The 25456-nt window shown below is 53.9% G+C and carries 21 protein-coding genes; 8 read left to right on the top strand and 13 right to left on the bottom strand.

Going from position 1 to position 25456, the window contains the following annotated elements; all coding sequences use genetic code 11:
* The first annotated feature begins 65 nt into the window (after positions 1-65).
* Complete coding sequence (locus L5220_RS10495; protein ID WP_499573462.1) at positions 66-1934, top strand: caspase family protein; 1869 nt, start codon at positions 66-68, stop codon at positions 1932-1934.
* On the opposite strand, the gene L5220_RS10490 is transcribed toward L5220_RS10495, so the two are convergent.
* Together L5220_RS10490 and yqeK are read right to left on the bottom strand one after the other, a co-directional pair.
* A complete protein-coding gene (locus L5220_RS10490) occupies positions 1931-2776 on the bottom strand; it encodes an ABC transporter permease (RefSeq protein ID WP_099797741.1) in 846 nt (281 codons plus the stop codon). The two genes, L5220_RS10495 and L5220_RS10490, sit on opposite strands and share 4 nt — an antisense overlap.
* A 53-nt stretch (positions 2777-2829) precedes the next feature.
* On the bottom strand, positions 2830-3483 hold the full coding sequence (yqeK, locus tag L5220_RS10485; protein WP_499573460.1) for a bis(5'-nucleosyl)-tetraphosphatase (symmetrical) YqeK: 654 nt from the start codon (positions 3481-3483) through the stop codon (positions 2830-2832).
* A gap of 355 nt (positions 3484-3838) precedes the next feature.
* Here yqeK and L5220_RS10480 point away from each other — a divergent pair, with 355 nt between their 5' ends.
* Positions 3839-5395, top strand: coding sequence for a serine/threonine-protein kinase (locus tag L5220_RS10480; RefSeq protein ID WP_499573458.1), 1557 nt, complete (start codon positions 3839-3841; stop codon positions 5393-5395).
* Between the two features lie 69 nt (positions 5396-5464).
* Here the strand turns inward: L5220_RS10480 and nrdJ are convergent, their stop codons facing one another.
* Entirely contained in the window at positions 5465-8842 is a 3378-nt protein-coding gene (gene nrdJ, locus L5220_RS10475; RefSeq protein ID WP_499573498.1) for a ribonucleoside-triphosphate reductase, adenosylcobalamin-dependent, read from the bottom strand.
* Positions 8843-9104: 262 nt separating this feature from the next.
* On the opposite strand from nrdJ, the gene L5220_RS10470 reads away from it, so the two are divergent.
* The 3 genes from L5220_RS10470 to L5220_RS10460 all read left to right on the top strand — a co-directional run bounded on the left by L5220_RS10470 (position 9105) and on the right by L5220_RS10460 (position 11775).
* Complete coding sequence (locus L5220_RS10470) at positions 9105-10289, top strand: aspartate aminotransferase family protein (RefSeq protein ID WP_499573496.1); 1185 nt, start codon at positions 9105-9107, stop codon at positions 10287-10289.
* A gap of 121 nt (positions 10290-10410) precedes the next feature.
* Entirely contained in the window at positions 10411-11121 is a 711-nt protein-coding gene (locus tag L5220_RS10465; RefSeq protein ID WP_099799781.1) for a Crp/Fnr family transcriptional regulator, read from the top strand.
* A 54-nt stretch (positions 11122-11175) separates the two neighbouring features.
* The gene (locus L5220_RS10460) at positions 11176-11775 is read left to right on the top strand and encodes a hypothetical protein (protein ID WP_499573456.1); all 600 of its coding nucleotides are present in this window, start codon (positions 11176-11178) and stop codon (positions 11773-11775) included.
* A 50-nt stretch (positions 11776-11825) separates the two neighbouring features.
* Here L5220_RS10460 and L5220_RS10455 read toward each other — a convergent pair whose 3' ends face one another.
* The 8 genes from L5220_RS10455 to queC form a co-directional block, all read right to left on the bottom strand.
* The gene (locus L5220_RS10455; protein WP_499573454.1) at positions 11826-12158 is read right to left on the bottom strand and encodes a slr1601 family putative cell division protein; all 333 of its coding nucleotides are present in this window, start codon (positions 12156-12158) and stop codon (positions 11826-11828) included.
* Between the two features lie 146 nt (positions 12159-12304).
* Positions 12305-12400: a photosystem I reaction center subunit XII gene (gene psaM, locus L5220_RS10450; protein WP_099797727.1), complete on the bottom strand. Its 96-nt coding sequence runs from the start codon at positions 12398-12400 to the stop codon at positions 12305-12307.
* Positions 12401-12500: 100 nt separating this feature from the next.
* Positions 12501-13076, bottom strand: a complete 576-nt coding sequence (locus L5220_RS10445) for a PepSY domain-containing protein (protein WP_448515233.1) — start codon at positions 13074-13076, stop codon at positions 12501-12503.
* Positions 13073-14239, bottom strand: coding sequence for a GAF domain-containing sensor histidine kinase (locus L5220_RS10440; protein ID WP_499573452.1), 1167 nt, complete (start codon positions 14237-14239; stop codon positions 13073-13075). Before L5220_RS10440 ends, L5220_RS10445 begins: the two co-directional genes overlap by 4 nt.
* A complete protein-coding gene (locus tag L5220_RS10435; protein ID WP_499573450.1) occupies positions 14240-14689 on the bottom strand; it encodes a hypothetical protein in 450 nt (149 codons plus the stop codon). It abuts the gene before it with no gap.
* 118 nt (positions 14690-14807) lie between these two features.
* Positions 14808-17174 carry a GH116 family glycosyl hydrolase gene (locus L5220_RS10430; RefSeq protein WP_499573448.1) on the bottom strand — a complete coding sequence of 789 codons (2367 nt, stop codon included), beginning with the start codon at positions 17172-17174 and terminating at the stop codon, positions 14808-14810.
* Between the two features lie 148 nt (positions 17175-17322).
* Positions 17323-19248 carry a molecular chaperone DnaK gene (dnaK, locus tag L5220_RS10425; RefSeq protein WP_499573446.1) on the bottom strand — a complete coding sequence of 642 codons (1926 nt, stop codon included), beginning with the start codon at positions 19246-19248 and terminating at the stop codon, positions 17323-17325.
* A gap of 124 nt (positions 19249-19372) precedes the next feature.
* Positions 19373-20086, bottom strand: a complete 714-nt coding sequence (gene queC, locus L5220_RS10420) for a 7-cyano-7-deazaguanine synthase QueC (protein WP_099797715.1) — start codon at positions 20084-20086, stop codon at positions 19373-19375.
* Positions 20087-20232: 146 nt separating this feature from the next.
* Between queC and L5220_RS10415 the strand changes: the two genes are divergently transcribed.
* The 3 genes from L5220_RS10415 (at position 20233) to L5220_RS10405 (ending at position 23171) form a co-directional block, all read left to right on the top strand.
* The gene (locus L5220_RS10415; RefSeq protein WP_448515238.1) at positions 20233-21270 is read left to right on the top strand and encodes a Gfo/Idh/MocA family oxidoreductase; all 1038 of its coding nucleotides are present in this window, start codon (positions 20233-20235) and stop codon (positions 21268-21270) included.
* Positions 21271-21311: 41 nt separating this feature from the next.
* A complete protein-coding gene (locus L5220_RS10410; protein WP_448525545.1) occupies positions 21312-22520 on the top strand; it encodes a pentapeptide repeat-containing protein in 1209 nt (402 codons plus the stop codon).
* Between the two features lie 162 nt (positions 22521-22682).
* Entirely contained in the window at positions 22683-23171 is a 489-nt protein-coding gene (locus tag L5220_RS10405) for a DUF29 domain-containing protein (protein WP_448525546.1), read from the top strand.
* A 27-nt stretch (positions 23172-23198) separates the two neighbouring features.
* On the opposite strand, the gene L5220_RS10400 is transcribed toward L5220_RS10405, so the two are convergent.
* Both L5220_RS10400 and L5220_RS10395 read right to left on the bottom strand, forming a co-directional pair.
* Complete coding sequence (locus L5220_RS10400) at positions 23199-24533, bottom strand: TIGR03279 family radical SAM protein (RefSeq protein WP_448526516.1); 1335 nt, start codon at positions 24531-24533, stop codon at positions 23199-23201.
* 57 nt (positions 24534-24590) lie between these two features.
* Positions 24591-25385 (bottom strand): hypothetical protein, encoded by a 795-nt coding sequence (locus L5220_RS10395; RefSeq protein ID WP_499573443.1) that lies wholly within the window; start codon positions 25383-25385, stop codon positions 24591-24593.
* Between the last annotated feature and the right edge of the window lie 71 nt (positions 25386-25456).

Raw genomic sequence — 25456 nt, 5'->3', positions numbered from 1 at the left:
TTGGAGTGCGGCAATTGCCCCATAACCTCTGAGAATGGAGTTAGCCCCTTTGGATGGAGAGCGCAATGCACCTTGGCCGCCGGTTCTTCTTACAATCTGCTGCTGCGCTGTTACTGGCACAGGCGTTTTGGCAGGGGGGCAGTAAGGCGATCGCTGCTCCTTTACCAACGGTGCGGGCACTCCTCATTGGCATTAACCACTATCCCCACCTTGGGATGGTGCCTCCCCTTGCCGGTTGCCTCACCGATGTAGAACTGGTCAAAATGTTGTTGATGGAACGATTTGGCCTCGATCGCGATCGCCTAACGATTTTGACCGAGGCTGCGGCAACCCTGCCCAGAGTCAGGGAGGAACTGGCAGAACTCCAAGGGCTTGGTGACCCTATTTTGGTCTATTTCAGCGGCTATGGCACCCTCTGGCAACAACAGCCGACGCTCCTATTGGCCAATGCCGATAGCAGTGGTGCCGATAGCTTAGCCTTAGCAGAGCTACTCAACCTCAAATCTCTACAGGTCTGGCTAGATACCCGCTTTACCAGTGCGCCACCCCACGCCTCCCATCTGCGGTGGCGGTATGCCCCCCTAGCCGCAACCGTTAGCCCTCAAGCACACAGTGAGGCTAAGAATCTCACCGCCGTCAACGATCTTGGGGCAGAAGTCACCCTTAATGGGGTGACCGTAGGGCTGTTTACTGCAACCCTGAGCCATTATCTAGCGGCCTTGGCCGGCGATCGCCCCTTGGATCACAGCGTAATGCATACCGCTGATGACCTGCGCACCTATCTCGGCAGTGAGGTACGTGTGGCTATGGGCAGCCTGCCTAGCATGGGCGGTAACAGTTTGGATGCCGTTGTGCAAGGCAGCCATGATCGCACCCTCAACCTTTGGTGCGGCGGGTTCAGTCCATGGTTGCTGGCACACCTTAGCCCTCGCAGTCGTCTGCTCAGCACCGATACAAGCGTCATCGTGGAACTCAGCAGCATCAATGGTTTTATGGCTCAAGGTACAGCCGCTGCTCCACTGCAAAGCGGCGATCGCCTCTACGAGAAATTACGTCGTCTCCCTCGCAACCTCAGCCTTAAGGTTGGCTTAGACCCGCACCTCGAGAAAATTGAGCGAGTTGATGTCGTGAATGCCTTGGCTAACCAAGGCGACGTGACGGTTGTCAACAGCCCTGACGACCTGCCAGATGTAATCATTACCAAAACCTCAGAGGCCGGTAGCTATGGGCTGCAATGGCCCGCAGGCTCCCTCCTCCAGGAGAGTTGCACCACCACCAACGAAGCCGCCAAGGCGGGAATGCGGCGCTTAAACCCATGGTTTGCCACTCTGCTAGCCCACAAATGGCTGGCCTTGACCGTTAATACAACCTCGAGCCATTTAGGCATTTCCACCACCTTAGAGCAACTCACCCCCCAGCCCAAACTCTTAAGTCGGCAATACACAACTCGCTCCCCCCATCCACTGCCGGAGGTACTGCGCACAAAGCTACCCCCTGTGAACTTGGCAGCCCCCCTCACCCTAACCAAGGGGGACACCTGCCGTTGGAGCATCTATAACTATGGCGACGAGTCCTTAAATGTGCTGGCCGTTGCTTGGGACAGCCGCCAAGGGCTGCTCTTGCTGCCCCTCCAACCGCAGTCCTGGCACCTAGAACTAGCAGCGGGGCTGAGTGTGCCCCTCTACACCTGGAGCTTGAACCACCCTAGCCAGTGGCTGCAAGTCTTTATTATCAGCAGCCGTCGCCCCTTCAGCCACGTTAACCAGCACAGCTCCCCCCCCACCAATGCCCAACCCCTACCGGTGGCTGGGGAGAATGGCCTAGCCCTCACCCAAGGGTTACTCAGCGACCTAAGTACGGAGCCGGAGGGGAATGACCTAAGCTTGGATGTCGCGCAGTGGTGTAGCCAATGCTATACGTTGCGGGTGGTCTAGGCCAAGCGACGGCGTAACAATGGCTGAATCAGCAGACTCAGTGCCACCGCCACCGCTAGCAGGATCGCTATCGCCGTGCCCAAGGAGATGGCCCCCCATGGTGCCACCATCACCACATCGGCAATCGTCCAGTTTGGGTGCAAATACACGTAGCGGATGGGTTCGATAGCTAAACTGAGGGGGTTGAGGCTGGCCACCCACTGCAACCAGGTGGGCATAAATTGCAGGGGGACGAGTGCCGTGCTGGCAAATAGCAGCGGTAAGTTAATGACAAAGATCACCGCCAGCAGTTCAATGTGCCCCGGCAAGGCAAAGGTTAACCCTAAACTCAGTGCCGTCACCCCAAACACAAGAATTAGCACTGTTGCCAACACAACGGCAATTCCCGCTACGTTCGGCAGCCCTGTGCCCAAGACAACCCCCAAGCTGGCGATCGCCACCACCTGAATCAAGCTGAGGGTGGTAATAAACAATGCTGAAGCCAGCACAATTGAAAACCGCGAGGCCAACGGCGCCACCAATAGGCGGTTCAAAAAGCCAAACTCGCGGTCAAACATCACAGGTAGCCCCGCATTCAGAGCACCACTAAAGGCCGTAAACACAATAATGCCAGCACAGAGAAACTGGCCATAGTTCGCACTGTCGCCAAACAGCCCCGACGGTACATTTTGGAACAATGCCCCGAATAGGATCAGCCAAATGAGCGGCTGCACCACCCCCGCCACCAATGTCGAGGGTCGTCGTTGGAGCTGAATAAACAACCGTCGCGTTAAGGCTAGAGTTTCTTGCCAAAAGTCAGGGGAAAATAGCCCCGGAACTCTACTGATTGAAGAGGTGGTCATAGCGCAAACGATAACTCAACTGTTGCCTTCTAGGGTAGCAAGGGACAGAACCGCTAAGCGCCAGTCTTGATAGCCATCCTCTTTTTACGGCTTGGGGGTGCCACCTGCATCGCCCAGTTACGGGTCAACACCATGCGGGGGTGAATTAAGCGGTGCTGATCAATAAGCCAAGCCAGGGTGCGATCGCACACTCGCCACACAGCCTCCTGCAAGTTCAGCCGGGCAATCCGCCGTAATTCATCCAGTTCTAGGGTTTGGCCGCGCCCCGGCTCTAGGCTATCAGCTAAAAAGATCACACAGCTCAACTCATCCATCCCCGGCTGGCCCAGGGTGTGGTTGGCCACTGCCGCCAAAACCTGCGCATCCGTTACCCCAAACTCTTGCCGAGCCACCAACGCACTCACCTGCGCATGGAGCAAGTGCGGATCGGCGGTATCCACCTCAGTGATGGGTAATGCCGCTTCCTGCGCCATCGCCAAGAGTGTCTGCGGCGGGAAATATTTGGCTAAATCGTGCAACAACCCCGCCCACGCTGCCCGCGTTACATCCAAACCGTGAACAACGGCTAACTCAGCAGCCATCGTTTCTACCCGCAGAATATGTTGCAGACGCGGTGCTGGCACATGCTCCGCAAGCCACGCCAAAACTTGCTGGCGATCGCAAGGTAGCTCCCCTAGCGCATCACCCTCCATTGGGGACGTCACCATAACCCAAAACTGCGAACAACTAAAATCGAAAGTGCTACCCTTGTATCATACAGCTTGCTCCACAATCAGACCGATCAAACAACTCGGGGGGCTACCCCCTACGCCTTTATGTCTGCCTCAACAGGAGCCGTAATAAAAACTTCCGTAATTTTACGGATAGGGGCAAGCAGAGAAAAAAGAGTATCGTAAATACACGGAGCAACCCCTTGCCCACCGAGTTTGTGTATCTGCGATGCAAGGTTACTAGCAGCAGTCTGTTGCTCTACCCTATGACGACGATTACTGGTCATCTCTGGTAGGATATGCTGTCACCTAAGCCCCTGTTGAACCCCAATGTTCATCCCCTTGGCTGCTTATGAGTTACTGCCTGAATCCGAGCTGTGTCAAACCAGACAATCCTGATGGTTTGGATATTTGCCAAGCCTGCGGCAGTAAGCTGCTTCTCAACGATCAATATCGAGCCATTCGTGTTCTTGGGAGGGGAGGCTTTGGCACAACCTTTCTTGCGGTTGACACCAAGCTGCCCGGTAACCCTAGCTGCGTGATCAAACAATTACGCCCCGCAGCGTCGGCTCCCCACATTCTGGCCATGGCGCGGGAACTATTTCTGCGAGAGGCCACCACCCTGGGCAAAATTGGCAACCACCCGCAATTGCCCCGGCTTCTGGGCTACTTTGAAACCGACAATGAGTTCTACCTCATTCAAGAGTACGTCGGTGGCTTAACCCTGCAACAGGAAGTCAAGCGCTTTGGAGCCAAAACGGAGGAAGATGTCAAACAAGTGCTCCAAGAAGTCTTGCCGATTTTGGATTATCTCCACAAAAACGAGGTCATCCACCGTGACATTAAGCCTGCCAACCTCATTCGCCGCGAAATTGATAACAAACTTGTCCTCATTGACTTTGGTGCTGTCAAAGATAAAGTCACCCAAGCCATGGTGGAAAATGCCCCCGAACTCTCGACCTTTACGAGCTTTGCAGTGGGTACCCCCATGTATGCACCCCCAGAACAGATGGCCATGCGCCCCATCTATGCCAGTGACATTTATGCCTTAGGGGTGACCTGTGTCTATCTGTTGACGGGGAAATCGCCCAAAGAAATCGAGCGAGACCCGCGCACGGGTGAGTGGCAGTGGAAGAAGTACGCCAAGAACATTTCTCCGGAATTTACGGCACTGCTAGACAAGATGCTAGAGGATGCCATTAAAAATCGCTACCAAACAGCGATGGAGGTTTTGGCAGATTTGCAACTTTTGTCTGCCAAACGGTCAAGTGCCACAAATGCATCCTCACAAAGTGCTGATGATGACCTCAGCAGCGCACTCTCGGCACCCCCCAGTCGGGGCGGCAAGCCAATGCTAGGGCGTAGCAGTTATGCATCCTCGGTGAGTCATAATGCCCAAGCGGCACGAGTTCGCCAATCTCGCATGGGGGGACCCGGCGGCCCCCCACTGGTCGGGGCAGGCGGTGGCCAGCACCTGCGCGCAAAAGTAACTCCTCGACTGACGGCAGCCCAACTTCTCACGGCTTACAAACGGGGTGAGCGGGATTTTGTGGATGTTGACTTGTCCAATGTGGTGCTCCGTCATGCGGATTTATCGGGAGCGAACTTCGCAAACGCCAATTTGTCTAATGCTGATCTGAAGGGGTGTATTTTAGCGGGGGCTGTGTTGCGGGAGGCGAATTTGCAGGGGGCGAATCTTAGCGAAGCGAACCTGAACGGCGCTTATCTGGTGCATGCAAACCTTGAAAAAGCGAACTTGAAAGGGGCACGGTTGCAGGATGCCTCGATTTCAGGGGCTAACTTTACCGCAGCGGATATTTCAGGCGCCGATCTGAGTATGGTCTCGGGGGCGGTGCAAGGGCAACTGGATCGTGCCAAGCGCAATTGGTTTACCAAGCTGCCCAAATAACTCTCTCCCCTCTGGTTAAACCGGGGGAGGTACAAACTTAAGCAATTAGCAACAGCTAGGGATATCTGACTACTTCAGGCACTTATCAGAGTCACAGCCAGCGGGGCCTGCCTCTTCAAGCGGTTGCGTGTAGCGAGATAATGCCGCATGGAAATCATGGATCCGCCGCCGTTGTGCGACTGCCGCCACTTCTGCGTCATACCGTTGTTTGCTAATGGGTTCAAAGGGCAATCGCGGGAAGGTTTCATTAGCATCAAAACGTGCTAATAATGCCGCAGAGATATAGCCCTGATCCTGCTGAATGGCCTCATAAATGGCGGTGGCCAATGGTTCAATTTCGTGCTCCCGCAACTCAATCGTGGCACTGGTGTTGTGGGTGGTGTAGTGCTGCTGCACTTGCATATAAAAGTCAAATTGAGCCAGCGCAGAAAATTGGCTAATGTCGATCGCGTCTGCGCCGGGCAGGTCTGCCCAGGAAACGGCGACAGGAATTTCAACGAGCCACTCGGTACAGCGCGGGTCAAAGGGGTCATCCAACAGTTTGCCCTGCTCATCTTTATCCGATTGCGATGGGATGATGTTATAGCCGTAGTCATAGCAGGCCATCGCAACAGCGTCACCTTTGCGGAAAGTAATGCGGCGGATAAACCGTTGGGCTTTGGGGGGATGCCAGCCAGGAGATGCCCCAGTGAGTAGGGATTTTGTCCCTGCAGGTTGCACGGTCGTACAGCGGTTCGGTTGTTTTAAGCCATGGCGATCGCAATACTCCCATACGGCAGCATGAACAATATCCCGCCAGCGTTGCAAGTAGCTGGCCTCTTGGGTTTTGAAAAATTGACCCTGCGGAGTGCCTGGTCGTCCCTGTGCCCACCACTCTAGCCACGCCGTCCCAAAGGCATGAACGAAAAAGTCGAATAGTCCGGTGAAGCTAACGCCAACAATAGGGTCTAACTCACGGGCATAGCGATAGCGTTCTACTTCAAAACGATGGTGCAATAAGGCGGCTACGGAGATGGCTCCTGCTTTGAAGGCGTTTGCTTGGGTCACTGTATCCGCAGGGTCAATTTGGTTGAGATGAATCTCTGAGAGGTTGCAGTGGAAATCCGCAGAGATAATCTCACCACAGTTGTGAGCCACTAAGCCATTGGCGTCGAACCGATTCGGGCCGGGCACAGAGCAGTCGTAAACGGCAGCTTCTCCATCAGGCGTAATCGCTTCCACTACTACCGCAAACCGTTCCCGATTCAGTTGCCGTTGATAGCCACTCAAGAGTTTCTGGAGTTTAGCCTGCTTGGTTGGCTCTTGGAATCCGATCAATTCTTGAAAATGGAGCAAATTATCTTGGCTAATTACTAACTCATGCTGAGATTGGCAGTGGTAGAGGCTCGGCTGCCGCTGACTATCAGGTAGCAACCGCAAGCCTTCTGGCCTCCGATTTTGATAGATGGTGGCAATAATCCCCAAGCGGGCTAGCATTCGCTGCACAGCTTTGAGGGTTTCGAGGTTGCTTTGGCATAGGCGAACACTCACGCCTTTGTCTTGGCTACCTTGAACACTGCCATCAGCGTCGAATAAGCCCCGTAAAAAACCTTGGTAAAACTCATAACTGGCCTGTTCAATCGCTGGCGTAATGACCTTACGACCGGGCTTTAAGCCAAACTTCGCTGCTAACTGGGCTAGGCCAGTGGAGTTGATCACCTGATGGTTCAGGGTTTTGTGTTCATAGGTCGCCGCAGCGCGAGCTCGATAATCTACCACCGTAGCTAGTAATTCCCGCGCGTATTGGCTCAGTTCCACACGGGACTCTTGCCAAAATCGCAGTAGCCCAATATCACGCCATTGAGTTGTCCCTAAACTGCCATCGCCTAATAAGCTCCCCAGTAGCCAACCTTCCGCTGCCGTTCCTATCCCATCCCAAGGTTGAATCCCTCGATGGTTATGGAGCAAAACCCGATCCCCCGGTCGCAACTCACCAACTTCGACCCATTCGCTGTATTGTTTTTGCTGGGTTTGGGCCGTAACTTTTAGGACTTGGTGATTCGGGGTGAGGCGAAGGGAAAACCCTGCCTTGGTTTGCAGTTTGACAACAGGTTTAATACCTGTAAAAAAGAAGCCGTCTGGTGTAGTGCTGAAGAGTTCGCCGTTGATATAGGTGCTGTGTTGACGACCAATTAAATCCTTGACTTGCCGCGGCCCGTCGCCTGTATGAATCCAAGTTTCGGCGGTAACGCATGGGTTCAGGCCATAGCGACCAAGGCGGTGGTTGATTTCCCGTTCATCTGCCTTGGGGGCTAACTGACGCAAGAGCAAGTCTGCTTGTCCAGTGTCATAGGCGCGCAAAAAGCGGTGTTTGAGGTCTGGGTTGGTGAGAATATCGGCGTTGGCACGGGCGACGGCTTCCCCTGCCCACTGGATCGCCCCTTCGCCACTATAAAACTGACTACGTACTGCTTCAATGCATTCCTGTAAGGTTGGTTTGCGATGAAAGACGCGGGTATGGTTGGCCATGCGTAAGGCATCGCGTTTGGGGTCAATAAACCAGTTCCCCTGTTCATCCTGCTGCCATAGGTTTTGCTTGGCGGCGGCAAACTCGGCATCATTGCTGTCCCCTTGACGCATACCTGCGCTGCGCCTCACGTTTCCGGCAACGACTACGGTTGCTGCTTCATCAATGAGCAAGCAACATTCTACTGAGGTAAGTTGGCGACCAAGGGCAGCATTCAAAATTGCAGCACAGCGATGGTAGAGGTCGGGTAGTTTGACGGGGTTAGCTACGCCACCAAAGCCTTTTAAGCGCTCTCCTGTGGGTCTGACATCGCTAATGTCGATGGTAATGGTAACGTGTCCATCAAATTGCATGTCACTGGATAGCTCAAGGATGGTTTGGTAGGATTTAACCCATCCTTGGCGGCTATCGCCTACTTTGATGTGAACGTGGCTACCCTCAACGGTGACTGTGGTGCAGTCTTGGCGCTGGGCTTTTGGCGTTTTTCCAATGGTGCCCACCACGTCAATATCCAAGCGATTACGGATAGGAGGCAATTGGCTGATGTATTTATGCTCAAGGACGGCACCCGTACCGCACCCTTGCATCGCCAAATCCATCATCAGCCCGAACGAGTCCCAGTCAACGACGTTGGTGCTGGTGCAGTTATAGGCACCGGAGTAATTTTCCGGGCGCTTTACCCAGTCGGTGCCGCCTACCCATAGCCACCGCCCCGATGGCAGTGCCTTGATCTCCTGTTGCATTTGGGTGAGCAGAGCCACTTCATCGGCGCTGAGATGGCCAACCTCTTTTAAGCCTTGGATGGTGCGATCGCAGACCTGCTGCCAACTTTCCCGCTGTCCTGCGTCATCTTGGCGGCTGTAGGTACGGTAGAACACAGGATAGGCGGTGGCTGCATTAACGGGGAAAGTGGTCTGGGGGCGAGGGGGGTTTTGCACCATCATGAAATTTCCATAACAGGACTACGGGCTAGAGTGATACTAGCAGTAGTGTAACGAAGCGAGCCGTAAGGGTCAATAAGCACTATTTATAGTTTTCAGGTCTAGAGTCTTGCTCAAGCATCACACCAACGTCCCTTGGGGAGCTAGTGCTAAGATGGCAAGCACTGCCGCAATACGTTTAGGATGTTGTGCCGTGAGTCCAGAGTCTGCTGTTGCCGTTCCTCCCGCTAGTGCTGATCCAGTACAGTTTGATCAGGTGGTGATGACCACCTATGGGCGGTTTCCCTTGACCTTAACCCGCGGGGAGGGGTGCCGTGTTTGGGATGATGAGGGGCGCAGCTACCTAGATTTTGTGGCCGGAATTGCCACCTGTACGTTGGGACATGCCCATCCGGCGTTGGTGGCAACGGTTAGCCAGCAAATTCAAACCCTGCACCATGTCTCTAACCTGTACTACATCCCGCAGCAGGGGGCTTTAGCCCAATGGCTGGTTAATCACTCCTGTGCCGATCGCGTCTTTTTCTGTAATTCGGGTGCCGAAGCGAACGAGGCCGCCATTAAGTTGGCGCGCAAATATGCCCATACGGTGCGTCAGATTGCTCATCCGGTTATTATTACCGCGCAAGCCAGTTTCCATGGCCGTACCCTTGCCACCATTACGGCCACAGGCCAGCCAAAGTACCAGCAGCATTTTGATCCGCTGGTGCCGGGGTTTGCCTATGTCCCCTACAACGATTTTGCAGCGTTAGCAGATCTGGTGGAGTCGTTGGATCAACCTCAGCCGCAGGTGGCAGCAATTCTGCTGGAGCCATTGCAAGGAGAGGGGGGGGTGCGTCCGGGCGATCGCCTCTATTTTGAGCAGGTACGGCAACTCTGCGATCAAAAAGGGATTTTGTTAATCTTTGATGAAGTGCAGGTTGGCATGGGTCGCACGGGTCGCCTCTGGGGCTATGAGACCCTTGGAGTGGAGCCGGATATTTTTACCTCAGCGAAAGGATTAGCTGGGGGTATTCCCATTGGTGCCATGCTCTCTAAAGAGTTTTGTGCAGTGTTTCAGCCTGGCGATCATGCCAGTACGTTTGGTGGCAATCCCTTGGCCACAGCAGCCGCCCTAACGGTTTGTGAAACGATTGAGCAGGAGAAGCTGCTGCAAAATGTGAGCGATCGCGGTGAGCAATTACGCGCCGGACTCCGTGCCCTTGCCAACCGGTATCCCCAACGTATTGCCGACGTGCGCGGCTGGGGCTTAATTAACGGCTTGGAGTTAACTGCAGAGTCAAACCTCACCGCAGCGGAGGTTGTCAAAGCAGCCATTGGCGAGGGACTGTTGCTGGTGCCCGCCGGACCTAAAGTGGTTCGTTTTGTGCCGCCTTTAATTGTCAGTGCGGCAGACATCGAGGCAGCGATCGCAGCCGTTGAGCGGTCTTTCGCACGCCTCTGTGGCTAGTTGTTTGCAGGTAATCAATGCAATTTTGATCAGGAGTCACACTGAACCTAAAGGCGATCGCGTATTCTAGGGGGAGGGTTCCTTGCCCTCAACTAGTCCAACACTCACTTATCAGGTTGTTATGGCAGGCATCGAGACAGACAACTTTAGTCAACTCTTTCCCCTTTTTAGTGAGAGTTCCAAAGAATCCCTCGCCTCTATGCTTGCCGTGGCTTGGCACAATACCTATCCGGCGGGACGAGCCATTTTAATTGAAGATGCTTGGGGGAATGCCGTTTACTTTATTTTGGCGGGCTGGGTCAAGGTACGGCGGCTGTTGCCCAATGGTGACTTTACCACCCTTGCAATCCTCGGGCCTGGGGACTTTTTTGGCGAGATGGCCATTTTAGACCAGTCGCCCCGCTCGACCGATGTGGTTGCCCTGTGTACCGCTGAAGTTCTCTCGGTTCCTGCTCAAAAATTTACCCTCACCCTGCGCCAAGACCCAGATTTACATTACCGGATGTTGCAGTTAATGGCACAACGGTTGCGCCTCACGAATGCGCGCATTGAGTTAGCCCACCAGCCCTCAGCCGTAAAGCTAGCCAATGTACTGGTCAACCTTGGTCGCCGCTACGGACAGCGGAATGGCGGCAATGCCCACACCGCAGTTATTTTCAATGTGCCGATTAAGGATCTCGCAGATGTGGCCAATATCAGCCCTGAGGAAGCACAGCAGCTTTTAGACAAACTGGCAGCCAAAGGCTGGGTCAAAATTGATGCGGCTAAACAGCAACTGCAGATTCAGAGCTTGCCGCAGCTAGAGCAACTGGCACAGCAGTCGGTGGCTTAAGGGTGCCTTGCTGTTACCGTAACCCCTCGCCTAGGATAGCAATAGTCGCGCTCGGTGAGCTTTAATTCTATGGCGATCGCTCCCAACCTGTACGAGCACACGCTGGTACACTACACCGATCCACTGCACGCCACTGAACTGTTGCGGCAGTATCGCCCCTATCTGGAAATGATTCCCAGTATGCGGCGACCCCAAGAAAGTCTGATTCCCATTCCACTGCCAATTGCGGAAATTCAAATTCCTGCCGCTCATACCAGTAATCAACGTCCCCAAGTGAAGTCAGCGCTGGTGCCCTGCGACCTTGTTTTTCTGATGTGCGATCCAGAATGGAAGGTGAAAACGGATGTTGAGCTATTGGTATTTATCCATCGTCCCGGGGAAAATTTTACCGAACTGCTGATGCGGTGGCGCCAGTCACAACTGCTCCTGAGTCGAAGCTATAGCTGGGATATGCCCCTGCAATACCGCGATATCTTTAGCGAAGGGGCAAATCGCCATCTGCCCCTATTTGTGCTGTTTAAGGAAACCCTAGCCGTGATTAAGCGGGGGCTAAAAGCCGCGCGACTGCCCTGTATTGTGGATACAACGGTTTCCAGCACGGCCTCCACTAATTCCCCAAAGTTAATTACTGGAGCGCCAGAAACCCCAGACTGAGCACGAGCCCTCGCAGCTATCTGCTTGAGAGGTCTATTTGGGGGGAGGAACTATTGCGGATCTCGCTTGGTGGTGTCCGGTTGCACCCAAATAATCCGGCGTTGGTTGGCAGCAATGAGATTGGCTTCTTCTTGGGCAATGCGCTGCCATGCTTGGGGCTGGAGATCTCGTTGCTGTTCTTGTTTAAGCTGAGTCACTCGCTGCTCTAGCTGGTGAACTTCTGCTTCTAAGGCAGTGAGTTTCTGTAGTTGGCTGAGTTGGTGGGGTACGATTTTGGCGATCGCCGCCACCCCAAAAGTGAGCAGTAGGATATTCACGCCAATTTTGGCAAGCCCCTCCCAAACGGCTGGAGGAATATTGGAGGATTGCGATGACTGAGCCATGGTAATTAGCGCGAGCAAAGGTACTTTTTAGTATAAACAACAAAAGCAGTTCCCCATTGCTAAACTTCACACTGTGAGGAACTGCCACAATTAAGAACGTTATAGGTAATGAGGGCTGTAATTGCTTGCGTTGCTCCAGCGAGCGGCTATTTGTACAGCTCTGCTGAAAGTCGGAACGCGAGTACTGCGGGGAGGAGGGCAATTACAAGGGCAATATAAACTTGGGTATCGGTCAGTGCCATGAACGACTCCTTAAGGTACAAACGAATGGGCGATCAAGTGCTGTACTTATTAGTCCATAGGAGCTAACCTTTGGCAACGGTTGCTCATAGTTTGTAACATTTACTCAGCGGTGGGGGTTGGGGTGAACCACCGGCGCGGCAGTAGGGTTACGCCTGTGCCGATCAGCGTTAATACACTTAACCCCACGGCCAAAATATAGAATGGACGACCCGCCTCACCCCAGTAGGTGCCCTGGTGCAAGCTCAGGAAAATCGCTGCCTGTTCCTTCGACAGCCCTAGCCAATTGCGCCCTAAGCGATAGGCAATGCCAGTGGTGGCACTGATGAACAGGGGGAGCGCCGCCACACCAGCAACTAGATGATGAACCTGTCGTGCTGTTCCCTTCGCGGGTAGCGATCGCCCCCACAGGAGCACTAGCCCAGTTGCCAGAATGGCCAATACCCCCAGACCAACGGCTAGGACGTAGATGGGGATCATCCATTCACCGAGGTAACGGCCTTCGTGCAACGTCATCATGACGCGGCCAAAGTCCTTCGATAGCCCTAGCCAACTACGCCCCAAGCGATGCGCCAGACCAGTGATGGCACTAATCAAGAGTGGGACGCAGAAGATCAGCACCATCCGTTGATGCCATTGACTCCCCCACCGGAGCAGTTGTTGCTTTAGGGAACTCACGGCGAACCTCCCACGACGGCAGTGGTATGCACCGGCAGCGTTAGGGTAAAAGCGGTGCCATGATCACTATCGGCAGGATAGGGACTGATGACGTTTAAGCTCAGATTGTAGGGGCGCAGCAACTCTTGGGCGATCGCTAAACCTAACCCTGTTCCTTCCACCTCGCTGTCTGATTGCACACCGCGATAGCCACGGGTAAAGAGGTGGGGCTGCACTGCTGCTGGGATGCCACAGCCGTTATCCCATACCCTCAACTCCACACTCTCAGCCATCACCGTGAGGCGCAAGCCAATGGTACTGCCCGTTGAGGTGTACTTGAAGGCATTATCCAGTAAGTTGCTCACGACCTCTTGGCAGACCCGCGTGTCCAGCCATAGGGGAGGCAGCGCGTCCGGTATCTCAACCGCAAAGGTTTTACCTTCCATTTCAGCGCGGGCTTGCGCGGCTTCAATGAGGGGGGCTAGGGCGACCCGTAGGTCTATGGGGGTTCCCACTAAGGTCAGCGGAGCCGCAGCGCTGAGGGCGGGCAGGTCAGCACGCTGTTGGCGATAATCATTCAGGAGTGCCATCAAGCGTTCCGTTTCTTTGGCAATCCCCTCCGCAAGAGAACGACCACGATGGCTAGGTTCTAGGTGTTTGAGCAACAGCTTGACAAAGGTGCGAATTGCCGCAACTGGATTACGCAGTTGGTGGAGAACATTTTCAAAGTGCTGTTGCTGCTGATCAAGGGCGGTGCTGGAGTGGCTTAGCCACTGCTGTCGCTGATCCAAAACACAGGCGATCGCCAAGGTTTGGGCGACTTGTTGTAACTGTTCTCGCTCCGCTGCCAGCCAAGGCTGCTGCTCCCGTTGCGCCACCAATACCCCCAAGACCCAGTTTTGGTACATCAAGGGCAATAGTAATTGATTCGCCAAGGAAGAAAAGAGTTCAACAGGTGGTAACGCGGAGGAGCCTGTCAATGGTGCCGCAGGAAGAGCCAACGCGGATGGCAGCGCCAAGGGTGAGGGGGAGTCAGGATAGACGACGACGGGCGACCAGGAGGGGCGATCGCTGAGGGTTTCACTGAGATACACTGCCAGTGAGGAGGCACCTAAGGTCGTGACAACCAGCTTGAGTTGAGTGCGGCACAGAGCCACAAATTCTTCACTGGCAGGCGAGAGCATTTAGGAGGCACCCTCAGAGCGACTTGACGAGTGGGGCAGCAGTGCCTGAAAGTCACCGACCCCTGCTGTGTACTCTTCCAATAATTGCTTTTCCATAGGCAGCAAGTTGGGGTCAAGATCGGTGTCTTGCTCCTTCAGGGTTTCTTCAATGAGAGCCATTTGCCCCTCTGCCTCACTCAGGGCGGCTAATAGCTCGGCATTGACTGGAACGTCCCCAGTTTGGCTAGCCAATGTCTGGTAGCGATCGCGCAGGTCATTGATCTCTTGCTGCATGGCTAGCTTTTCGGTACTCAGTTGCTCAGCCATTTGTTTGTAGTACTTAAAGGCCATCAGGAACGGGAMAAGCCGCTCCCGCAGGGTCATATGGTCAATATCTAGTTTAGTATAGCGCTCCGCCAGCTGGCTGTAGGCTTGGCAAAGACGTAGGTAGCGTTGACTAAGATTATCCATAGGTAATTCTAAATCATGACTGCTGATGCGCTACCCCCCTATCATAGACGGGCAACTCGTTGCTCACCATTGTCGCGGCTTAACAAACTGCAACAATGTAACCTAGATTACGAAATTTTCAGGTTTTGTGGGGATCGCCTTGGCTCACAATGGCCAGCGCCCAAATTGCCATTGGCCGCAGGTACATACAGGCTCGAAAGGTGCCCTGCGCTGTAATCGCTTCTGGGGTCCGAAATTGCAGGCCATGTTCATAGACCTGCTGCACAACAACCTCTGCGAGTCGCCATGCCTCTGCGGTCATGCCACTCTGCCAGAGAAACGCCGCCAAGCCAAAGTTAATGCCGATCCAGACTTCTAGGGGATGGGTGGCGTGGGGATGTTCGGGCTGGCCGTTAGGCAACAGGCCATTGGCTGCCCCCAAGGTACCATTGTGAAACTGTAAGAAGCAGGTATCGTAAATGGTTTCCAGAGCCTTACGGGCACACTCGGGCGGCACAATATCTGGTAAGCCCAAAAGCTTGGCGTAAAATTGGCCACAGAGTTGATCCGCCATTACCACCTCAGAGCCGCTACCCGTGTCGAGGCGGTAGTACGCACCGTTCCACAGCAGTGCATGGTAGCGGGGGCGCGCTTGTTGCAACCATCGGTCGTAGGTTTTGCCCTCCGGTTGCTCGAGTACCGTGGCCAAGGCGATCGCGGCTTCGAGAGCCGCCAGCCACAGCCCCCCACAGTAGGCGCTGACCCCTTGTAACCTCCAGTCATCGTAGGTTTGATCTGGAGCACCCCCATTTTCAGGGAGGCCATCGCCATCGGTGTCAAACTGTTTGAGGTAGTTTAAGGCAGCAACAACTGCTGGCCAACACTCGCGGGCAAAATCGAGATCACTGCCCCCCGTCAGCAAAAAATCACGATAGACCAGTAGGACAAAATCGGCAGCGAGGTCTTTCCATAGGTTGCAATCTTGGTAGGCCGTATAGTTGGTGCGCTCCCACGGGTGCTCGTTGGGTGCTCCTAGGTCGTGGGGAACGGCATTGGCCACTTTACGGGGTGCTCTGTAGGCCGTTGCTGGATCACCGCGATAAAAATAGCCAATAATCCGCGGGGTGGGGTCAGCGGTGGGAATGGCACGGGCAAAGGCACGCATCACGGTTTTTTCGAGGTCTGGCCACAGGTGCAACAGGGCAAAGGAACCGTACAGGCGCACATCTAAGCTTTCATACCAGCGATAGTCGAGGCACTCTAGGACAGCAAATTGCCCCAAGGGATCGCGATCGCTAGCGGCACTCCACAACGTCCCGCCACTACTGAGGACGTACAACTCATTGCACAGCGCCATTTTGAACCAGTCCGGCCAGTGGGGGTGTTCTAGAATGGGTTGCTGCCAACTGCGAATCTGCTGTTGCCACTGGCGATAGTGCTGGAGGCCACGGCTGGCCAAACGAACCGCATTTTGACCGGAGCGATCGCAAAAATCGGTATAGCGACGGTAATAGATAATCCCTGCACCAAACTCCGTTACAGGTAAATCCCACGCCAACACCACTGGCAGTTCGGTGGTCTGCCCAGGGGCTACGGTAAACCGCAGGGCAAAGGCAGCGGCCACTTGCTCTGACTCGTGGGCAGGGGTGGTGTCGGTGCAGTTGGGAAGCGAGCCATCCTTGGCAAAATACTGCCAGAGGTCGGCTCCATCGCCATCGGGGTTCCAGCGGCTGTGCCAGAAACATTCCCCTACTCCTGTCGGCACAAGGGCGGCCCATTCTCCATCCCCTTCCTGCAGTGGGGTGGCATGGGGCGATCGCCGCAGTCGCCAGCCATGGTACTGCTCCGTTTGCAGAATTTCATTGAAATTCCCCTGACTGTGCCGCCAGCGGGGGGTATAGGTATAGACGGGGCTGCCATCATCGCGGATCTCAATGGCGGACGAGGGGGTCGCATTCGTAAACCAGCCCACCATGTTCTGCCATGAGAACATTAAGCTCAGGGTGATAGGCTGTGCGGTAGGGTTGTGAAACTGCCACAGAAACACTGCCAACGGATAACTGGTCTCTTGGTAATTGTGGGGCAGAATCGGCGAAAATTGCTCACAACTGACGTCGGTGCTAAACACACCATCGTACACAAACCCACTGCGGGGATAGCGAGCGCTATACGTCCCCTGACCGGCGGGATACCACTGCCACGCTGCCAAGGTACCGTCTGCTGGTGGACTACCGAGGGCATAGGCACCAGTTCCCTGCTCAAACAGGCTAAATTGACAGGCGGGAACCGTTTGAAACAGGTGCTCACCGCCATCTAAATGCCAAAGGTTAAAGTCCCCTGCCGAAGAGCGACCAATACAGCCTGCCCCAAACCCCCCAAGGGGCATCCCATGCCATGGTCCATCGTCAAGATTACTGGCATAGCGGACGCGGTACGGAGTCTCCCATCCATGGGCGATCGCCCGACTCCATGCACAATTAGCCACGTCAATTACGCTGTTTTCCACACCTGTTGCCCATCTGGTAGTAACGTCGGCTCCATAATCATAAACCCCCTAGTGAGTTCCTAGGGGGCAAAAGGAGTCTTAGTCTGAACGCAAGCATGGGGGCAGGCATTCCCCCCGAGGCTATTTTATTTAGGAACCAGCCACCAAGTTATTTGGTCTCCGAGAACTCCGCATCAATGACATCATCACCACCGCTGCTAGAGCTACCCCCTGTACTGCTGGCGCCACCGGTGGCAGTGCTTGGCTCACCGCTTTGATAGACGCTCGCACCGATGCTGTAGAGGGTTTGTTGTAGCTCCTGCATCAAGGATTTAACCCGCCCGAAGTCAATGGACTCCACTGGTTTCTTCTCGGCCTCGCTGCCAATTTCCGAGCGCAGGTTGGCAATCAGCGCCGTGAGCTTGTCCTTATCCCCACTGGAGACTTTATCCCCAATTTCGGCGAGTTGTTTCTCGGCTTGGTAGCAGAGTTGCTCTGCTTGGTTCTTGGTTTCGATTTTCTCGCGCTTTTCTTTATCAGCGGCGGCATTCATTTCTGCTTCGCGCACCATCCGCTCAACGTCTTCCTTCGGCAGAGTCGAAGCGCCGGTAATGCTAATGGACTGCTCCTTGCCCGTTCCTTTGTCGCGGGCTTTGACGTTCAGGATACCGTTGGCATCAATGTCGAAGGTGACCTCAATCTGGGGCACACCACGAGGTGCAGGCGGAATGCCATCCAGACGGAAGGTGCCTAAGCTCTTGTTATCGGCGGCCATTTCCCGCTCCCCTTGCAGGACGTGAATTTCCACGTTGGTTTGGCCATCCACCGCTGTAGAAAAGACTTCGGATTTTTTGGTGGGGATTGTGGTGTTGCGAGGAATAATTTTGGTCATCACCCCGCCAAGGGTTTCTACCCCGAGGGAGAGAGGAGTAACATCCAGCAGTAGAATATCTTTGACTTCACCCGCGAGTACCCCAGCTTGAATGGCGGCCCCGACGGCAACCACTTCATCGGGGTTGACGCTTTGGTTGGGTTCTTTGCCAAGGGAGCGTTTCACCAGTTCCTGAATCGCCGGAATTCGGGTTGACCCCCCCACCAACACGACTTCATCAATTTGGTCTTTGCTGAGTTTGGCATCTTTGAGTGCCTGCTCTACGGGCACCCGGCAACGCTCAATCAAGTCGGCGCAGAGTTCTTCAAATTTGGCTCGCGTCAGCGTCATGTCAAGATGCTTAGGCCCATCTTGGGTGGCGGTAATGAAGGGTAAGTTAATTTCTGTTTGGGTAACGCTGGATAGCTCGATTTTGGCTTTTTCGGCAGCTTCTGTGAGCCGCTGTAGGGCTTGCTTGTCTTTACGCAGGTCAATGCCTTCTTGGGCACGGAAGGACTCCGCCAAAAAGTCCACGATTTTTTTGTCGAAATCGTCTCCACCCAAGTGGGTATCCCCGGAGGTGGCTAGGACTTCAAAGACGCCATCGCCAACTTCGAGGATGGAGACATCAAAGGTACCTCCACCTAGGTCAAACACGAGAATGGTTTCGTTACTCTTGCGATCCAAACCGTAGGCCAGTGAAGCGGCGGTTGGTTCGTTGATGATGCGCAGCACCTCAAGACCCGCAATGCGCCCGGCATCTTTGGTGGCTTGGCGTTGGGAATCGTTGAAGTAGGCGGGTACGGTAATTACCGCTTGGGTCACTTCTTCGCCTAGGTATTTGCTAGCATCGTCCTTCAGCTTGCGCAGGACTTGGGCAGAAATTTCTTCGGGGGCAAATTGCTTGCCTTGGGCGGGGCAGTCTAGTTTGACATTGCCGTTGACATTCAAAACTTTGTAGGAGACTTCAGTGGTTTCGTGGGTTACTTCATCGAAGCGACGGCCAATGAAGCGTTTCACTGAATAGAAGGTATTCTCGGGGTTCATGACCGCTTGCCGTTTGGCGATTTGACCCACGAGGCGATCGCCATTTTTGGTGTAGGCGACAACGGAGGGGGTTGTCCGAAACCCTTCAGCGTTGGCAATAACCGTAGGCTTGCCCCCTTCCATAACGGCCACACAGGAGTTGGTGGTACCAAGGTCAATTCCGACAACTTTTGCCATAGCGACTAAGACTCCCTTTGCAGGCTAACTTCGATCTGGGGCACAACACCCATACTGGGTTTAACCCTCTCTTTATCCATAGTGCGATCGCTTCCCCAAGTAGCAAAAGGGGGATTTACCGAACCTAGGCGGGGTGGGTGGGGGTGTAGGGTAGTGGATCGGTTAGACCCAAGGCCGCAAAGGCTGCCAAGCGCAAGCGACAGGCATCACAGCGACCGCAGGCCCGTGCTGGCTCGTGAGTGCCGCCGTCACTATAGCAAGACCAGGTTTTCTCCCAAGGTACGCCATACTCATTGCCGAGGCGAATAATATCGGTCTTGTGCAGATCAATTAAGGGACAGATGATCTCGATGGGGTTTCCTTCGCGCCCCTGCTTGGTACCAAGCCGATACACCTCGGCCATGGCTGCAATATAGTCAGGCCGACAGTCTGGATAGCCCGAATAGTCAAGGGCATTCACGCCAATGTGAACCGATTGGGCATGGATGGCCTCAGCGTAAGCAAGGGCAAAACTCAGAAAAATAGTATTGCGGGCGGGCACATAGGTCACCGGAATCTCTTGGCTCATGGTGCTAAGGTCGCGATCGCAGGGCAAGTCAATGGTTTGATCAGTGAGGGCTGAGCCACCCCACAGCCGTAAATCAAACTGAATGACGTGGTGCTGTACCACCCCCGCCGCTGCCGCAATGGCGATCGCTGAGGTTAACTCCTGCTGATGGCGTTGCCCATAGTTAAAGGAAAGGGCATAGCATGCATAGCCCAATGCCTTGGCACGAAATAACACCGTGCTCGAGTCCAAGCCGCCCGAGAGCAACACCACCGCCTTTTTAGTCGTCATTGGGTTCGTCAAGCAATCACTAAAAACTTTACATTTGGCAATGCTGTGGTAGCATCTTTCTGAAAATGCTACTTCAGTGGTGGCCAACGCCGAATCATTCCACGGTTGCGTTTAAGGGGTAAATGAGAGGAGTGAAACAACAAACGATGAGTTCTGCCGTCCGTCCCCAGCCCGACCCGCTGCGCATCGGTGTCATTGGTGTTGGCAACATGGGTCAGCACCACACCCGTGTTTTGAGTTTACTCAAAGATGTGGAATTAGTGGGGATCTCCGACCTCAACCTAGAGCGCGGCATTGATACAGCCAGCAAGTACCGAATTAAATTCTTTGAAAACTATATTGATTTATTGCCCCACGTCGATGCCGTGTGTATTGCAGTGCCCACACGATTGCACCATGAAGTGGGCATTACCTGTTTGCGCTATGGGGTCCATGTACTGGTGGAAAAACCCATTGCCGCCAGTATTAGCGAAGCTGAGTCCTTGGTGAATGCTGCGGCGGAGTGCCAGTGCATTTTGCAGGTGGGTCACATTGAGCGGTTTAACCCTGCCTTCCAAGAGCTGAGTAAGGTACTGCGCACTGAAGAAATTTTAGCAGTAGAAGCGGATCGCATGAGTCCGTACTCCGATCGCGCCAATGATGTGTCTGTGGTTTTGGACTTAATGATCCACGACATTGATCTGTTATTGGAGCTAACCAGCTCACCGATAGTACGCCTAACGGCTGCGGGCAGTCGCTCTGCGAATTCTGGGTACCTAGACTATGTAACGGCCACCCTAGGGTTTGCCAACGGCATTATTGCCACCCTCACCGCCAGTAAGGTGACCCATCGCAAACAGCGGCGTATTGCGGCTCATTGCAAAAATTCGCTGACGGAAGCCGATTTCCTGAAAAACGAAATTCTCATCCACCGCAAAACCACCGCTAGTTGTAGCGCTGATCACGGCCAAGTGCTGTATCGGCAGGATGGCCTCATCGAGAAGGTCTATACCAGTAACATTGAACCCCTGCACGCTGAGCTAGAGCATTTTGTGAACTGTGTGCGGGGTGGGCAGCCCCCCTCAGTGGGTGGGGAGCAGGCGCTCAAGGCACTCCGCTTGGCCAGCCTCATTGAGCAGTTGGCGCTGGATGGCCACAGTTGGGGGCAGTTGGATGCATCCCTCTCAACATTGACCTATGCTTGAGCTACCTTGGAAAAATCCCAAAGCTAACTAAGGCAACCACGATGGGCGAAGAACAGCAATGGTCTCGGGAGACAGGCCTCCGTGAGGCAAACACCGCGGCGTTACGCTTAAGTAAAGTTCTGGCTGCTCGCAGTCGTTGGCAAACCCTGTGGATCTCGTTGCGCACTGCCTTAACACCAGTAACTATCCTTGTGGTGCTGGTGGCGTGGGCGTTGGATTGGGATGCGGTGGGAGTGGCCGCTGCTTTGCTGTTGGGGGTGTTCAGTTTCCCCATTGTTTGGCACTCCACCTATCACTGGTTTACAGAAGATTTAACGGCGCAACAACGGCAGTTCATCTTTGCTACGGTGGGGCTGAGCTTAACCGTCTTGGCGCTAATTGGCATGACCGGCGCGATGGACTGGATTCGTGGTCGCTTTCAAGGCACCAATTGGGATGCGGTGGGTGCCCTAGCAGAAGGCTTTGGTGCCTTGGGTCAAATTTTAGTGGCACTGCTGGCGGCCTACGTGGCATGGCGGCAGTACGTGATCTCGCGGGACCTCACTACCCAACAAAACCGGATTACCCAACAGCAAACCATTGATAGCTATTTTCAGGGCATTTCTGACCTTATTTTGGATGACCAAGGGCTATTGGAGGACTGGCCCCCTGAACGGGCGATCGCCGAGGGGCGCACGGCGGCTATTTTGGCAGGCTTAGATGCCGAAGGTAAAGCAAAAATCATTCGTTTTCTCTCAGGGGCAAAGCTGCTAGCTCCTTTGAAGCGCGATCGCCGCCTAGGGCGAGCAATTTTTGATGGCTTAGGCGGTTATGAAGAAGATATTGAGTATGGCGTACGGGTCATTAACCTAGGCAGTATGCTAGCGGGCACCGATCTGAGTGGCACCGATTTGCGCTGGACGGAGTTAAGTGATGCCAACCTCACAGGAGTGCAGTTCCGCAATTGCAACCTCACTCGCGCTAATTTGGCCGGAGCTATTTTGCAAGGGGCAGACTTCACTGGCGTGGATATGAGCCGAACTCGCTTATTTTACGGTTCAGTGGAGCAAGCTAGCCCTCGCGATCGCCTCAATCCACCGAATTTTCGGACGGGTGCCTATACTGGTGCGGTGGTGGAAGATGTCAATTTTAGTAATGTCAAAAACCTTTCCGAAGAGCAGCGCTACTATTGCTGTGCGTGGTGTGGCAGCCGCGCTCGCGAAACCATTCCTGGGGGGTGCGACGGCATTCCTAACAAATTGGGACGCTGACAACGTCAATCAAGAGACAGGCTCTGTCCTTTAGGACGGAATGGTCTAAATACTTTACTACTTTACTGACGCTCGCCCCTACCTACTTCACTTCTGAGTTTGGCATTTGGGCGCAAATTTTGCGATGAGTGTAGTCATGAATAACAGTCAGGAGAACCCATCATGCATTCTGAGACCGTCAAATCTGAGGTAAAGACCCAGCTTGCATCATTATATGAGACGGACTACCAGTGCTGGTTAAATGCAACTGTTGCTCAGTTAAAAGTGCGAGACTTCGATAACCTTGACCTAGAAAATTTAATTGAGGAGATTGAGAGCTTGGGAAAAAGCGAGAAACGAGCAATTTCTAGCTATTTAATGCGATTATGTGAGCATTTTCTTAAACTAAAGTATTGGGAATCCGAACGAAAAAATTGTTTCCGAAGTTGGAAGCTTGAAGTTGCCAACTTCCGCTTAAAAATTCAAGCCATACTCAAAGATAGTCCCAGCTTAAAAAATTATCTTAGTGAGAACTTTGACCTAGAATATCGCAATGGCAGAAAACTGTTTCTCAATGCAAGTGAGTTGAATGCTAACATGATTCCACAAGAGCCAGAGTTTACCTTAGAGCAGGCTCTAGATGAAGATTGGCTTCCCTGGCAACCCGAATAGTTCGTAGAACAAACTTTAGATCCCTCTCTAGCTAGAGGTACAGGCCGCAATCAAACCAGCTGCACCGCCGCTGACAACTTGAATAGGGACTTGTAGAGCGTCTGCCACCGTTTCAAGGGAGAGATCATCTAAAAAAACAGCCTCATCGTGTTTGAGCATGATACTCGGCAGTAGTAGGCGATCGCCCAAGGGTTTTCCTTGTAGGTGATAGATTAAGTCATGGCCTGTTAGTAATCCAGTAACCGTCATGGCTTGCCCCCAGTAATCACTAGCTAGCGGATAGAGATCAAGGCGAAGGTTCTGAATTTGGTTGAGACGGGTTACAAGGGGCTGGAATGCCTCGCCGACCGCATTACCCACCACCCAGCTTAAATGGCGCGCTGTCGGCAAGCGGGTGGGTAAGTCGTGGCTGTGGGCGGCAAACTCTTCTAAAAACAGACGAATCGTACCCACACCGTTACTCAGTTGTGGATAATCTTGGTAATGGGTGGCAGGAGGCAGCGGTCTGCCAGCAATTAAAAACCACTCATCTGCCAGCCAGACAAAGGGAGTACCCCATTGGCGCTGAAAGTGCTCCTGAAGAGCTTGTACCTGCCGCAAGACGGTGCGGGCATCATCAGGGGTCACCGGTACCAGTTCATCATCAGCGGGGCGAAAGCGGGTTAACCCCACGGGTACCACCGCAACCGAAAGAACCGTCGGCCAATCTGGGTGGTAAAAGCTCGCTAAATCCCGCAGGGTTTGCTCAAGGCACTGCCCGTCATTAATGCCCGGACACACCACCACTTGGGCATGGAGTTGCAATCGTTGTTCCTGAAACCAAGCAAGCTGTCGCAGAATCTCGCCAGCACGCGGATTTTTGAGGAGGCGTTGGCGAACGCTGGCAACCGTTGCATGCACAGAGACATACAGGGGCGACAGGCGCAGCCGGGCAATCCGTTGCCACTCTGGTGCCGTGAGATTCGTCAGCGTGAGGTAGCTACCGTAAAGAAAACTCAGGCGATAGTCATCATCCTTGGCATAGAGGCTCTGCCGCTTGCCGGGTGGCTGTTGATCAATAAAGCAAAAGGGGCAGCGATTGTTGCACTGGAGCAAACCATCAAATAGAGCTGTGGTGAACTCCAGCCCGAGGTCATCATCCGCTTCCTTCTCAATTTCTAGGGTATAGGTTTGACCGTCTTTACCAAGGACTTCTAGCGTTAGCACCTCATCTGCGCACAGGAAGCGGTAGTCAATGAGATCGCGGGGGCGATCGCCATTGATAGCTAACAACGCATCCCCTGGCTCAAAACCAAGGTCTGCAGCAATCGAGCCCGGTTCCACGCGACTGACAATAGCGGGATGCACAGGACGATGATTCATCAAAAACTCCTTGTGGAAACCCCCACCTCGCACCGCAGGTGGCGGAGGAAACAAGCGTCAAGCAGCGGGGTTAAATGCCCCACTGACTGACAATCTCTGCGGGCAACTGACCAAAATACCCGTGGCGCGATAGAGTAGCTCAACCTTGGCAGCACTAAACTGCCCAATACGCTTCCAAGTAAACTCACAAACAGAAACTTGCCGAGTCGTATCCCCACTCACGTAGCCCACCGAGACGCAACCTGCCATCTCAGCCCGCACTAGATCCCCTTTCCGGAATCCATGGCGGGTTACTGTGCCCCCGTATTTGCGGCGTAGACCCTTCTTTTTCGGAAGCATCAGGTGTAATTGCCGACGACTGATGGGTGGGCGTTTAATCACCACAAATGGGGCAGATGTGAGCTTAACCTTTCCAAACCAAAGATAACCGTGACTGCGTTTCCGGTGGAAGGGACGATATTCAATGAAGTATCCACAAGCTAGGGCGATACCATCTACCGCATGGGTCTGGGGAATTTGTTCTGCTTTGTCCTGAGACGTCTTCAATCCCAAGGCAGAGCGAAGTTGAGCGGTGCCATTGCCGTCCGGCTGCCACCCGTCGCGAGTGTAGACGGGGGCAATTTGCTCCATTTTCTCAATGGCGTAGGTTTGCCCTACCATGACCGAAGAGAAACCTTTCCCAGATTTTGCTCGCTTACGACCCGATGGTTCGGCGTTCAGGCGCACGGCCTTAAGGCGGAGATTTGTTTTTACCCATGTTGCTCTGCCTTGCTCTACCCATCGCTGCGCGCGACTGCGCTTGGTGGGCATGGCAGGAGTACCATCAGGGTTTTGGACGGGGATGCGTTGCATGGAAGATAATTCCAAAACTACAGGTCTCTTAAGCCAGTTAGCACGGTGTTTCTGGGCTGAACCCACTCCCT

Origin of the sequence: Synechococcus sp. PCC 6716 (genome assembly GCF_022570815.1) — a bacterium.
GTDB classification, from domain to species: Bacteria; Cyanobacteriota; Cyanobacteriia; order Thermosynechococcales; family Thermosynechococcaceae; genus Thermosynechococcus; species Thermosynechococcus lividus.
The sequence above is the reverse complement of the archived record's forward strand: the minus strand, read 5'-3'. Positions and strand labels throughout refer to the sequence as shown.